Annotated in this window: 9 protein-coding genes; 7 read left to right on the top strand and 2 right to left on the bottom strand. The window is 69.4% G+C overall.

What is annotated here, in order from left to right:
* Positions 1-102 precede the first annotated feature (102 nt).
* Positions 103-585, top strand: coding sequence for a hypothetical protein (locus tag IFT87_RS00535; protein ID WP_249403148.1), 483 nt, complete (start codon positions 103-105; stop codon positions 583-585).
* Between the two features lie 95 nt (positions 586-680).
* The gene (locus tag IFT87_RS00530) at positions 681-2,474 is read left to right on the top strand and encodes an autotransporter domain-containing protein (RefSeq protein ID WP_192007177.1); all 1,794 of its coding nucleotides are present in this window, start codon (positions 681-683) and stop codon (positions 2,472-2,474) included.
* A gap of 49 nt (positions 2,475-2,523) precedes the next feature.
* On the opposite strand, the gene IFT87_RS00525 is transcribed toward IFT87_RS00530, so the two are convergent.
* Positions 2,524-4,890 (bottom strand): TonB-dependent receptor, encoded by a 2,367-nt coding sequence (locus tag IFT87_RS00525; protein WP_192007174.1) that lies wholly within the window; start codon positions 4,888-4,890, stop codon positions 2,524-2,526.
* 250 nt (positions 4,891-5,140) lie between these two features.
* Here IFT87_RS00525 and IFT87_RS00520 point away from each other — a divergent pair, with 250 nt between their 5' ends.
* The 5 genes from IFT87_RS00520 to IFT87_RS00500 all read left to right on the top strand — a co-directional run bounded on the left by IFT87_RS00520 (position 5,141) and on the right by IFT87_RS00500 (position 13,135).
* Positions 5,141-7,591: a TonB-dependent receptor plug domain-containing protein gene (locus tag IFT87_RS00520; protein WP_192007172.1), complete on the top strand. Its 2,451-nt coding sequence runs from the start codon at positions 5,141-5,143 to the stop codon at positions 7,589-7,591.
* Positions 7,592-8,764, top strand: a complete 1,173-nt coding sequence (locus IFT87_RS00515) for an endonuclease/exonuclease/phosphatase family protein (RefSeq protein ID WP_157840540.1) — start codon at positions 7,592-7,594, stop codon at positions 8,762-8,764.
* A 9-nt stretch (positions 8,765-8,773) separates the two neighbouring features.
* On the top strand, positions 8,774-9,199 hold the full coding sequence (locus IFT87_RS00510; protein ID WP_052149211.1) for a DUF2946 family protein: 426 nt from the start codon (positions 8,774-8,776) through the stop codon (positions 9,197-9,199).
* Between the two features lie 169 nt (positions 9,200-9,368).
* Positions 9,369-11,732, top strand: a complete 2,364-nt coding sequence (locus IFT87_RS00505) for a TonB-dependent receptor family protein (protein WP_249403147.1) — start codon at positions 9,369-9,371, stop codon at positions 11,730-11,732.
* Complete coding sequence (locus IFT87_RS00500; protein ID WP_192007168.1) at positions 11,732-13,135, top strand: PepSY-associated TM helix domain-containing protein; 1,404 nt, start codon at positions 11,732-11,734, stop codon at positions 13,133-13,135. The genes IFT87_RS00505 and IFT87_RS00500 overlap by 1 nt, the downstream gene beginning before the upstream one ends.
* A 10-nt stretch (positions 13,136-13,145) precedes the next feature.
* Here the strand turns inward: IFT87_RS00500 and IFT87_RS00495 are convergent, their stop codons facing one another.
* Entirely contained in the window at positions 13,146-13,622 is a 477-nt protein-coding gene (locus IFT87_RS00495) for a GAF domain-containing protein (RefSeq protein ID WP_107045184.1), read from the bottom strand.
* Between the last annotated feature and the right edge of the window lie 13 nt (positions 13,623-13,635).

Here is a 13,635-nt window from a genome sequence, read left to right as displayed (position 1 = left end):
AACGACACTGTCACCACGACCGCACCCGCGCTGCCCCATGCCGTGCCGATGGACCCTCCATCGACGCAGGTCCGGTGCTGCCCGATCCGAAAGGGGATATTCATGGCCTATCTCGACCTCGACACGCATTTCGCCGCACCCTGTGGCACACGCAACACCGCGCGGGTTGCAGCCGCCGCGCCGGTAAATCCGGCCGCGAACCTCGCCGCGGATCTGGCCGCCGATCTGGTGGTCGATCTTTCTGGTGACGCCGCCGACGAGACGGCGGGGTTTTCCGCGCTCGAATGGAGCGTCATCGCGCTCGCCAAGCGCGACACGCTGCGCAGTCTCGCCAGCCCCGGCGCAGTGTCGCGCGCGATGGGCGGGCTGTTCGGGCTGGGCAGCCGGTCGCAGCTCGCCGATCCGCGGCTCGAGGCGCTGCGGCGGATGGCGGTCTATGCGTGGCGGCGCGGCTTCGCGCTGCCGATGACCGAGATCCGCGCCTTCCTCGCCGCGGGGTTCGTCGAGGCGCAGATCGAGACGCTGGTCGTCAGCGTCACCGGGATGCGCGTCGGCGCGACGACGCGCGCACAGCTCGACGGCTGACACCCCGCGCGAGACGGCTTGACGTCACAATGTGACAGATCCACGACAGTGCCAGAGCAGGGGGCAACGACCCCTTGCCGCACAGGAGAGGATCTATGAAAACGACGTCCGCCGTCGCGGCGCTGCTGGGCACGACCCTGGCGATCGCATCCCCCGCGCAGGCCCAGACCGCGAGTGGCGCGACCGCCGCCGCCGCACCGGTCAACCGCATGGTCGTGTTCGGCGACAGCCTGGCCGACGGGGGCTATTATCTGACGCTCGACCCGCGGCTGCCGCGCGACGCGGGCAGCTTCACGACCAATCCCGATCCGGTCGCGCCCGAAGTGCTCGCGGCGCGGCTCGGGCTGCCGCTGACCCCGGTCTATGGCCAGGGCGGCACCAACTATGCGGTCGGCGGCGCGCGCGTGACCGCGGCGAACGCGCTGTCGATTCCGATCACGACTCAGATCACCAACTTCCTCGGCGCGGGCGGCACGTTCGGGCCGCGCGGCCTCGTCTATGTGCAGGGCGGCGGCAACGACTATTTCGCGTTCCTGGCCGGGGGCGGCGCGAACCCGGAGATCCTGACCACCGCCGCGACTCAGCTCGCCACGCAGGTCAGCCGGCTGCAGGCCGCGGGCGCGCAGCGGATCGTGACGATGGCGGTGCAGACCGGCGGCGCGGCGGGGCTCGCTTTGTTCAACCGGACCTATGCGACAGCGCTGGCGGCGGCGAACGTCAACGCGCTGTATTTCGATACCGACCGGCTGTTCAACGAACTGGTGACGAGCCCGGCGACCTATGGCTACACCAACATCACCGGGGTCGCGTGCACCGTGCCCTCGTCGCTCGCCTGTACGCGCGCGACGCTCGTCACGCCGAATGCCAACGAGACCTATATCCTCGCCGACAGCGTCCACCCCGCGGGCATCACGCAGCGGATCCAGGGGCAGGCGATCGCCAGCCTCGTCCAGGCGCCCGAGCAGATCGCGGGGCTCGGCTATGCCGCGCAGGCGATGTTCCGCGCGCAACGTGATCTGCTCGAGGGGCCCGAACGCGGCGGGTCGCAGCGTGACGGTCGCGCGCTGTCGGTGTTCGGCGGGGCGGCCTATCATTATTACGCCAGCGGCAACTCGGCGCAGCGCGTCGGCATCACCGAGCGGGGCTTCAGCGGGACGCTGGGTGCGGACCTCGCGATCGGCGCGGCCTCGGGCGTCGGGATCGCGGGCGCCTATTCGGACGGGACGGGCGATTTCCAGAACGGCGCGGGACGCTACAAGCCGCGCGCCTGGTCCGCGAGCGGCTATGCGCGCGGCGAGCTGGGGCCGGTCCGGCTGCTGGCGGACGGGACCTATGGCGAGATCGACTATCGCCAGATCCGGCGCAGCGTGCAGCTCGGGCCGACGATCCGCACGCATGACGGCGAGACCGACGGCAATTACGTCGCGGGCCGGATCACGGGCGCGCTCGACCTGGTCCGCACCGGCGGTCTCGCCTTCGGGCCCGATCTGGCGGTGCAATATGACCGCGTCCGGCTCGCAGGCTATGCCGAGGCGGGCGGGCTGTCGACCGCGGCGGCGTTCGGCCGTCAGCAGATCGAGAGCCTGACCGGTCGGTTCGGCGCGGTCGTGCGGTCGCTGCCGGGCGAGCCGGTCCGCGTCTTCGTGCGGGCAGGCTATGAGCGCGAGTTCGACGACGATCCCCGCACCCTGACGATGACCCCGACCGGCGCGCCGATCCGCTTCACCAGCAGCGTCGAACGCGCCGATCGCAATTACATGAGCTATGCGATGGGGGTCGACGGACAGGTCGCCGGCGCGCTGTCGCTGCGCGCGGGCGTCGCGGGCTATGCGCTGCGCGACGACCGCGACAGCGTGACCGCGTTCGCCGGGCTGTCCGCGGCGTTCTGAACGCGGGCGTGCCGGACCGGGGCGTACGCGTCCCGATCCGGCCCGTGCGTCAGAACCCCTTCTTCAGCGACACGAACACCTGGCGCGGTGCACCGGCCAGCAGCGTCTGGTTGTCGCCGCTGGCGGTGAAGCCGTTCGAGCCGATCGTCGAGATATAGCCCTTGTCGGTCAGGTTGGTGACGCTGCCCTCGATCGACACGCCGTGAAGCGGGCCGTCCCCCTCGAAGCGGTAGCCGATGCTGGCATCGACGAGCACGCGGCCCGGCACCGACTGGTCGTTCAGATAGGTGAAGTAGCGCTTGCTCATATAGTCCGCGCCGACGCGTGCGGTGACGCCCGACTGTTCGAACACGATCTCGCCCTTGACCATGTGCTCGGGGCTGTCGACCGCGGTCTTGCCGTCGGTCGCGACCAGCACGGCGCCGCGCGCGTCGAGCACGTCGTCGGCATATTGCGAGTTGTTGTACGAATAGCTCGCGAACAGCGACAGCGGCGTGAACACCCGGTAAGTCAGCGCGACCTCCGCGCCATAGGTGCGGACGCTGCCGACATTGTTGAGCGTCGCCGGGTTGCCGATGATCCCCGCGCCATTGGCAAAGCCGAGCAGCCGGTTCGAGAAGTCGATATAATAGCCGACCGCTGAGGCCTGGACCGGGCCCTGGCGGAAGCGCAGCCCGCCTTCCGCGGTCTTCGAGCGTTCGGGCTTCAGCCGGTCGCGGATCGCGTTGAACCCGGCCTGCGTGGTCGAGAACGGCCCGGTTGTCGCCGACGAGACATAGGCGCGGACGTTTTCCTTATAGTCCGCGAACAGCTCGGTGCCCGGCGCGAGCTTGAACAGCAGCCCGGCCTGGGGCTGGAACCAGTCCTTGGCGGAGATCCGCCCGACCGCGAGCGGCGAGGTCGTCGCGGGCAGCATGATCGCACGGTTGGTGACGGTGAAACCCTTCCACCCGGCATTGAGGGTCAGCCGATCGTCGGCGAGGCGGAGCGTGTCGCCGACATGATACTGGATCGTGTCGGTGGTGTATTTGCCGTCCCATTGCGTCGCATAGGGATTGTCCTGGAACTTCAGTACGTCGCGGTTCGGCGTCGCGGTATCGGTCATGCTGTAGAAGCGGCGTGCCTGGGTGAAGCTGTTGCTTTCATACCAGCCGCCGAGCTCGAGCGTGTTCGCGCCGGTTTCATAGGCGAGGTTGCTGAGTGCCCCGCCGCGCTTGATCGCATATTCGGTGGTGCGGAAGCCGAGCGGGCTGGCGGCGGCGATCGGCGTGCCATCGGCATTGGCGGCGCCGGCCGGGGTCGGCGAATAGGGCGTGATCCACGATCCCTGACCCTTGTTGTCGTGATAATAGCCGGTGGTCCTGAGCGTCAGGCCGGGGGTGAGGTTGGCGTCGAACGTGACCCCGCCCAGATAATCGCGACGGACGCCCGCGGCGTCGAAATAGACGTCGTCGACCGTGCCGATCCCGGCGGGAAACGCGGTGCCGACGCCCGCCCAGGGCTGTGCCGCGCCGGCCGCGGCTGCCGCCTGGTTCTGCGCGACCTTCGCGATCTGCAGCGCGAGCGGATAATTGTCGGCGATGTTGTCATTGCCCAGCCCGCGGCGGCGGATGATGTCGTAGCTCAGATCCTGGTAATCCTGCTCGCGCCGGTCGGAGAAGTTGAGGAACGTCGACAGGCTGCCGAGGCTGCCCAGATCCTTGACGATCTTGCCGTTCGCCTGGTGCTGGCGCTGGACGCCCGCGCCCTTCCACTTGTCGGTGGTGAGAAAGCCGTAGCTCAGATAGCCCTTCAGCCCGCCGCCGAGATCGCCGCTGTCGATCCGCGCGAAGCCGCGATAGGTGTCGTTCGAGCCATAGGTGCCGCCGCCGGTGACGTTCAGCGTGTCGCGCGGTCTGTCGCTGAAGAATTCGATCGTACCGCCGAGATTGCTGGTCGAGGCGGTGCCGAGCGCGCCCGCCCCCTGCGCCACGTCGGTCCGCGCGACGTTTTCCGAAATGATCGCGCGGCTGATGTGCAGGCCGTTGACGTTGCCATAGCTCATGTCGCCGAGCGGCACGCCGTCGAGCGTGAAGCCGAGCTGGTTCTGGTTGAACCCGCGCAGCGAGATCCGGACCGCCCATTCATAGGCGCCGAACGGATCGGCGGCCTGGAAATTGACGCCCGGCAGCTTCTCGATCGCCTTCAAGGGGCTCGACCCCGGCGTCAGCCGCGAGAGATCAGCGGCGGTCACGCTCTGCACCTGGCGGCTCTCGCCAAAGCCGAGCACGACGATCTCGTCACCCGGCGGCGCGTCGGCGGCGGGCGTCGCGACCGGCAGCGTCGCAGGGTCGCCTGCGGTCTGCGCGGCCGCCGGCGCCGTGACTGCGATCGCGACCGTGGCGACGCCCGTGAGCAAGGTGGAGAGATAGGTCATGAAGCGTCCCCTTGGCCGCGACCGCGCAGCCTCGGGGGGATCCATTAACCAGATCCGTGACGCCCCCGCGTCGTTACGGTGACGGTTCGATGTCGCCGCCGCGATGCCCCGTTGCAGCCCGCGCATCCGGTCGCGCATTCTTTTCACTTATCGCCCAGTCGCTTGGGACCTATCGGGCCGGGTGAATGCGTTGTGCATCTTCGTGCACGCGAAAGATCGTCACAGAACGATCGCCAACAGGGACTTCGACATGACTGCCTATCGTACCGCGCTGGCGCTGGCCGCCTCGACTCTCGCTTTCGTGGCCGCGCAGGCCGACGCGCAAGTCGCGCCCGCGCCTGCGGAGGCCGTGCAGGATGCACCCGCCGCCGTGGGGCCCAACGGCGCAGCGCCGGCCGCGCAGGACGAGATCATCGTCACGGGGACGCGCGCGGTCGGCCGGTCGCGGCTCGACAGCGTGTCGCCGGTCGACGTGCTGAGCGGCGCGTCGCTCCAGCGCCAGGGCACGACCGAGCTCGGCGCCGCGCTGTCGGCGATCGCCCCGTCGATCGACTTCCCGCGCGCCTCCGCGGTCGACGGCACCGATGCGATCCGTCCGGCGACGCTGCGCGGCCTGTCGCCCGACCAGACGCTGGTGCTGATCAACGGCGTGCGCGGGCATACCGCGGCGCTGCTCAACATCGGCGGTTCGGTCGGCCGCGGCTCGGCGGCGGTCGATCTGAACACCATCCCGACCGTCGCGCTTGACCGGATCGAGGTGCTGCGCGACGGTGCATCGGCGCAATATGGGTCGGATGCGATCGCGGGCGTCGTCAACCTGCGGCTGCGCGAAGCCCGCTCGGGCGGCGGCGCGACGGTCAATTACGGCTTCTACAACACCGACATCGATACCGCGCGCGGCAGCCGCAGCACGACCGGCGAGCATGCCGTGACCGTCTCGGGCTGGCAGGGGCTGGGCTTTGGCGAGGACGGGTTCCTGACGCTGTCGGGTGAATATCTGAACCGCCAGGCGACCAACCGCGCCGATTTCGATCCGCGCGTGACCCCGACCCGCGTCACCGGACGCTTCGGCGATCCGCAGGTCGAGCAATATAGCGTCTTCGCCAATGCCGGCACGACGCTGACGGGCAGCTGGGGCCTCTATGGCTGGTTCGGCTATCAGGACCGCGACACGCGCAGCGCGGCCTTCCCGCGGCTGGCGAGCGCGACGACCGCGCTGGCCGGCTATCCCGACGGTTTCCTGCCGCTGATCAACACCAAGTCGCGCGACATCAATTCGGCGGTCGGACTCAAGGGCGAGGTCGCGGATTGGAGCGTCGACCTGAACGTCAGCTATGGCCGCAACAAGATCGGCTTCCGCACGCTCAATTCCGCCAACTATGCCTATGGCGGCGCGACGCCGCAGGACTTTTCCGACGGCGCGCTGATCTATGGCCAGCTGGTCGCCGGGCTCGACGTCAACCGCAAGCTCGACGTGCTGCAGGGGCTCAACGTCGCCTTCGGGCTCGAGGCGCGGCGCGAGAGCTTCGAGATCCAGGCGGGCGAACGTGCCTCCTACACTACGCCCGTGACGGGCGCGGTCGCGGGCGCGGCGGTGGGCGCGCAGGGCTTTGGCGGCTTCTCGACCGACAATGTCGTCGACCGCAATCGCCGCAACTTCAGCGCCTATCTCGATCTCGAGGCGCAGGTGACCGACGCGCTGCTGATCGGGCTGGCGGGGCGCGGCGAGGATTATTCGGACTTCGGTTCGACCGGGACGGGCAAGATCTCCGCACGCTATGACGTCGCACCCTGGATCGCGGTGCGCGGAACGGCCTCGACCGGCTTCCGCGCGCCGGCGTTGCAGCAGCAATATTTCACCTCGATCTCGACCGTGATCCAGAATGGCGCGCCGATCCAGACCGGCACCTTCCCCTCGGTCAGCTCGGTTGCGGCGCGGCTCGGCGGGCTGCCGCTCGAGCCCGAGAAATCGACCAACCTGTCGCTCGGCACGGTGCTGCGGTTCGGCGGGTTCGACCTGACCGTCGACGCCTATCGCATCCATATCCGCAACCAGATCGGGCTGTCGGAGAACATCACCACGTCGACGAGCCAGTCCCCCGAAGTCAATGCGCAGATCGCCGGGCTGCTCGCCGGATCGGGGGCGACCGCGGCGCGGTTCTTCATCAACGGGCTGGCCTCGACCACCAGGGGCATCGACGCGGTCGCGCATTACCGCGTGCGGACCGTGGCGGCGGGCAATTTCGACCTGACGGTGGCGGGCAACATCAACGACGGCAAGGTGACCCGCGTCCCGACCTCGACCTCGACGCTCGACCCCGCACCGACGCTGTTCGCGCGCAGCCGGATCCTGACGCTGGAGGACGGCACGCCGGGCGAGAAGGTCACCGGCTCGATCGACTGGTCGCTCGACCAGCTCGGCGCGCTCGCCCGCGTCACCTATTATGGCGACGTCAACCAGCCCGGGACGACGCCCGCCGCGGACGTGCACAGCGGCAAGCACGTCATCACCGATGTCGAACTGCGCTATCAGGCGACCAAGGGCGCGCAGCTCGGGCTGGGCGTCAGCAACCTGTTCGACGTCTATCCCGATGCGACCGTCACGGCGAACAACACGACCGGCGTGATCGGCTTCCCCTATTATTCGCCGTTCGGCTTCAACGGCCGCTATCTCTACGCCCGCGCCGGGCTGAGCTGGTAGGTGATTCCAGGCCGCATCCTGCTGGGGGTCGCGCTCACGCTCGGCCTCGCAGGGTGCGGCAGCTTGCCGCGGTTCCGGACGCTGCCCTGTGGCGGCGTCGACGCCGGGGAGGGCGGCGGGCCGCCTGCGATCCAGATCGCGGCATCGGGCGAACGCAGCACGACGATCGACGTGCTGACCTATAATATCGAGGGGCTGCAATGGCCCGCGCGGTCGGGGCGCGGGCGCGATCTCGCGGCGATCGGGCGGATCCTGCGCGATCTGCGCGTGGCCGGGACCGCGCCCGACGTGGTGCTGTTCCAGGAGGTCTTCTCGCGCGCGGCGGTGCGCGGGGTGGTCGCCACGGGCTATCCATCGCTCGCGAGCGGACCGTCGCGGACGCGGCGCAGCGTCTATTCGCAGGACGACCGGCTGCCCGGGCGTGCCAAGCTGGCCAAGGGCGAGCTCGGCGTGCGGCTGATGAGCTCGGGACTGGTGATCGCCAGCCGCTTCGCGATCACCGGCGTTGCGCGTGATCCCTATTCGCGGCGGGCCTGTGCGGGGTTCGACTGTCTGTCGAACAAGGGCGTCGTGCTGGCGACGCTCGCGGTGCCCGGCGTTCCCGAAGGAATAGACATCGCCAACACGCACATGAACGCGCGCAAGGCGTCGAAGGTCGCGCCCGCGCGGCACCGCGCCGCGCACCGCGCGCAGACCCGCGAGCTCGAGGCGTTTCTCGCCGCGCGCCGCACCCCTTCGCGGCCGATGATCCTGGGCGGCGACTTCAACATGCGCCGCTCGCCCGCGCGGTTCGACGATTTCCGGCTGCATCACCCGTTCGGGCTGGTGCACGAATATTGCCAGGCGCGCGCGGCCTGTGCGGTGTCGCTGTCCTGGGACGGCGACGCGCCGTGGCTCGACACGCAGGATCTCCAGTTCTTCGCGCAGGGCACGCGCGTCCGGATCGTGCCGATCGAAGTCCGCGCGATGTTCGACGGCGCGCCGGGCAGCCCGAAGCTGTCCGATCATGACGGGCTGCTCGTCCGCTACCGGCTCAGCTGGACAGGCGCCGCGCCGCCCGGCGGCGTCTGCGCGCGGATCGCCGAGCCGCGGGAAGCAGGGAGTCCAGCGGCGGGACAGGCGGATGGCCCGACCCGCGCGACGACCGGCGACAGATCCGTGCCGACTCGCTAGGACAGGCGCGTGACACCGCTTCGCCGCCTGCTCCGCGATCATCCTGCGCTTGCCGCATGGCTGGTCGTGGTCGCGCTGGCGATGAAGATCCTCGTCCCCGGCGGGTTTATGCCGGTGGTGGCGAACGGCGTGCTCACGATCCAGTTATGTGCCGGGGCGGGGCCTTCCCCCCTCGCGACGGCGACGTCGCAGACGACGCATGCGGCGATGCCGGGGATGACGCATGACCCGGATAAGACTCAGCATGCGGGCCGCGACATGCCCTGCGCCTTTTCCGGCCTGACGACGGCGGGGCTGGCCGCGGCCGATCCGGTGCTGCTCGCGCTGGCGATCGCGTTCGTCGTCGCCACCGTCTTCCGCGTCGCGCCCCCCGTCGTCGCCCGCGCCCCCGAGTTTCTGCGTCCCCCCTTAAGAGGTCCCCCGGTCCGCGGTTGAGCGGTTGCCGGCGCGACGCCCTGAAAGGGCCGCGCGGTGACCCGATGCGATGCCGACCCTGTCCGCCGGAGCGCGGGCGGGTGGCGGCTGCCCGCGACCCCTATACGGCCCGGTCCCGACGGGACCCGGCCGCGTCCGACCAGGAATTCCCATGTCCCGATGCCATCTCATGGCGGCGATCTCCGCGATCGCCTGTGCCGCGCCGATCGCGGCTGCGCCTCTACCTTCCACCCAGGATGCCGATATCGCAGCCCGGCGTGCGGCGCTGCTCCGCGATCGTGCCGCGATCGATGCCGAACTGCGCCGCCTCGACGAACCGACGGGCCCGGCGGAGGCGCCGCGTCGTACCGCCGCCGTGGCGATCGACGGCGACGACATCATCGTCACCGGCAACGCGCTGTCGCTGACGACGCGCGTGACCGGGCAGACCGTCACGACGATCGACGACGCCGCGTTCCGCAATACCCCCGCGACGACGATCGCCGACATCGTCAAACTGTCGCCCGGCGTCGTCGTCATCCAGGGCAACGGCCCGCGCGACGTCGGCGTGTCGATCCGCGGCTCGAACGCGCGCAACAGTTTCGGCGCGCGCAACATCCAGGTGTTCGAGGATGACTTTCCCGTCACCCAGCCCGACGGGCTGGCCCGGTTCGACCTGACCGATCCGCATGCTTACGGCGCGGTCGACGTGGTGCGCGGGCCATCCTCCGCACGCTATGGCAATTACGCGATCGGCGGCGCGGTCAATTTCCGCACCCGACGCGGCCGCGACATCGACGGCGCCGAAATCGGGATCGACACGGGCAGCGACGGCTATGCCAATGTCTATGCGACGATCGGCGATGCCGGTGCGGATTTCGACTATGCGCTGTTCGGCAGTTTCGTGCGCGCGAACGGGTCGACCGGGCATACGGGGTATGAGACGGGCACGATCAACGCGCTGGCGACCTATGCCATTTCGGACCGCGACCGGCTGACCGCGAAGATCATCTACAACGAGGGCGAATTCGCGCTCTCGACGCGGCTCTCGCTCGATCAGTATCGCGCCAATCCTTATCAGCGCGGCTGCGCGACACGGGTCGGCGCGGCGCCGGGCTGCGGCACGATCTCGGTGCTCGCCAACGGCGTCAACGGCGTGCGGATCGCGCAGACCGCGGCCGAGGCCGACCTCGCGCGCAACGATCGCCGGACGATCATCGGCACCCGCTATGAGCATGACCTGAGCACGACCGCGACGTGGCGGACGCAGGCGACGTTCGACAGCCGCGTCGTCAACCAGCCGACCAGCGCGACGCCGTTCAAGGGGACGCTCGACAGCTACAACATCACCAGCGACGTCACGCACCGCGGCACTGTGTTCGGGATGGCGGCGACGAGCTTTGTCGGCGTCTTCTACAATTATCTCGATAACCAGAGCTACAGCTTCAACAAGACGCCCGCGGGCCGCGACGGCATCGGCGCGCCGACGCAGACGGTGTTCGGCGACGTCCGCAACCTGGGCGCCCGCGCACGCGAGGAGCTGAGCCTGACGTCGCGGCTCCAGTTCATCGCCGGCATCGGCGCGGAGCGATCGATCATCGGCGTGACGCAGACCGGCTATGCCTATCCGCTCGGTGCGAACCCGGTGCTGAGCGTGATCCCCGCCGAGCGCCATTTCTGGAACGTCGCGCCCGAGGCTTCGCTCGTCTGGCAGGCGATCGACGCGGTCCGCCTGCACGCGCGCGTCGGCACCGGCTATGGCATCCCGCAGGCCGGCGCGCTGTTCGTGACCGCGGCGGGGGTGCCGGGCAACAACGTAACGCTGAAGACCCAGCGCAACACCGGGATCGACCTCGGCGCCGAAGTCGCGCTCGGCACCAATCTGAAGGCGGAGGTGACGGGCTATTACGAATGGTTCCGCAACGAACAGGTCAGCCAGTCGGCGGGCGTCAACCTGCTCGCCTATACCACCAACGCGCCGCGCTCGGTCCACCGCGGCGTCGAGCTCGGGCTCAGCTGGACGCCGCTGCCCGCGGTCCTGCCGGGTGCGCGGATCGATGCGAGCTACAGCTATAACGACCACCACTATACAGCGTTCGTCGAGCGGCTGACCTCGGGCGCGGCGTCGGCGACGTTCGACCGCGCGGGCAACCGCATCCCCGGCGTCATCCCGACCTTCGTCAACGTCCGGCTCGGCTATGACCAGCCGGGTGGCGCGGTGGCGGGGCTGGGCGGGTTCGTCGAGCTGACCCACCGCGATCGCTATGCGATCGACAACGGCAATTTGCTGAGTGTGGCGGGCTATACGCTCGCCAATCTCAACCTCCATTATGATCCACCAAGGGGGGAGGGGGTGTGGTCGCGATTGCGGCTGTTCGCCTCGGTGCAGAACCTGTTCGACACGACCTATGTCGGCTCGGCATCGGTGATCGCGAACAGCCTGAACGCGGCGACCGGGCAGCAGAATCCGGCGGCCGTGCTCAGCACCGCAACCGGGTCGATCTATGCCGGTGTCCCGCGCACCGTCTATGCCGGCGTGAAGGCGCGGTTCTGATGCGTGCGACCACTCCACATTCTTCCGCCGCCGCACGTTCGGGCGGACCCGGTCCCGGTCGCGGCTGGCCGGGCTATCCGACGATCTGGCGCTGGCATTTCTATGCCGGGCTGTTCTGCCTTCCGTTCGTGCTGTGGCTGTCGGTCACCGGCTCGATTTACCTGTTCCGCCCGCAGATCGAGGCGCTGATCGATCGGCCCTATACGCATCTGCCGCTGGACGGCGCGCGCGCCTCAGCGGCGCGACAGGCCGAGGCGGCGGTGCGCGCGGTGCCGGGATCGGTGCTGCACCGTTATCAGTTGCCCGAGCGTCCCGACGAGGCGGTGCAGGTGATCGTCGGCGCCGGCACCACCGAGACGCGAGTCTATGTCCATCCGAACACATTGGCGATCCTCCACACGGTCGACGAGGACAGCCGGCTGATGCGGATCATCTTCCGGCTTCACGGTGAGTTGCTGATCGGCACGCCCGGCTCTTATCTGGTCGAGCTCGCCGCCTCCTGGGCGATCGTCATGATCCTGTCGGGGCTCGTGCTGTGGTGGCCGCGCGGCAGCGGGTTGGCGGCGGTGGTCTATCCGCGGCTGCGTGCCGGCGGGCGGCGGTTCTGGCGCGACCTGCACGGCGTTACCGGGCTCTGGGTATCGGTCTTCGCACTCGCATTGCTCATATCGGGGCTGCCCTGGGCCGCGAGCTGGGGGAGTTACCTGAAGGCGATCCGGACGGTCACCGAAGGGCGGGTGGTCAGGCAGGACTGGTCCGCAGGGCAGGCCGCGGAGCTTCGCGCGCGCGGTGCCGCCGATGCCGGCACCCGCGCGATGGTGGGCGCGCATGCCGAACATGGCGGGATGACGATGGCGCATCCCGCGGTCTCGGACGTGCCGCTCGACCGGCTGATCGCGACGCTGCGCCCGCTCGCGCTCGCGCCGCCGGTCCTGATCGCGCCGCCGACGGGCATGGGCCAGCCCTGGACCGCCAAGTCCGATACCGCGAACCGGCCGCTGCGCACCGACCTGACGCTCGACGGCGCTACGGGCGGGATCCTGACGCGCAAGGACTTCGCGCAGCGTCGGCTGATCGACCGGATCGTCGGTTACGGTGTCGCCGCGCATGAGGGACAGCTGTTCGGCTGGGCGAACCAGCTGCTCGGGCTGCTGACCGCGATCGGGCTGGCGCTGGTGTCGGTCAGCAGCGTGGTGCTGTGGTGGCGGCGTCGGCCCGCCGACACGCTGGGCGCACCACCCGCGCGGCCGCGACCGCGCGTGGCGGCGGGGTTCGTGGCGCTGCTGATCCTGCTGGGTCTCGCACTGCCGCTGTTCGGCGTGTCGATGCTGCTGGTGCTGCTCGTCGAGCGGCTGGTGCTGCGCGACTGGACGGCGGCGCGACGTTGGCTCGGTCTTCGGTGATCCGGCCCGCTCAGCCCGCGGGCACGTTCCGCGACAGCACCGCGCCGACTTCCGCGGCGAACCCGGCCAGCGCCGCGGCGGTCTCGCGCCCGCTCAGCTGGCGCGGGCGCGGATCGATCGCGCACAGCGTGCCGTAGAACGACCCGTCGGCGAGCGTGATCGGGAAGGAGACATAGCTTTTGAACCCATAGAGCGACGGCGCGGGGTGCGTCAGCCAGCGGTCGTTGGTCGACACGTCGTCGATGACGACGGCCTTGCCCGACTGGCGGATGTCGTCGCAGATTGTCGTCGAGATCCGCAGCTCGTCGCCCGGCGACATGCCGAAATCGATCTGGTCGAGGACCTGGCAGGCGATCCAGCGCGTGTCGGTGACGCGCGCGACCGCGACGAACCCCATGCCGGTCAGCGCCGCGACCTTTTCGAGGATCGCCCGCACGTCGCCATTGTCGCTCTCGAGCATGACGCTCTCGGCCAGTTGATCGTACATCCGCCCCATTCCC

Origin of the sequence: Sphingomonas sp. CFBP 8765 (assembly GCF_014841445.1) — a bacterium.
GTDB lineage: Bacteria > Pseudomonadota > Alphaproteobacteria > Sphingomonadales > Sphingomonadaceae > Sphingomonas > Sphingomonas aerolata.
The sequence above is the reverse complement of the archived record's forward strand: the minus strand, read 5'-3'. Positions and strand labels throughout refer to the sequence as shown.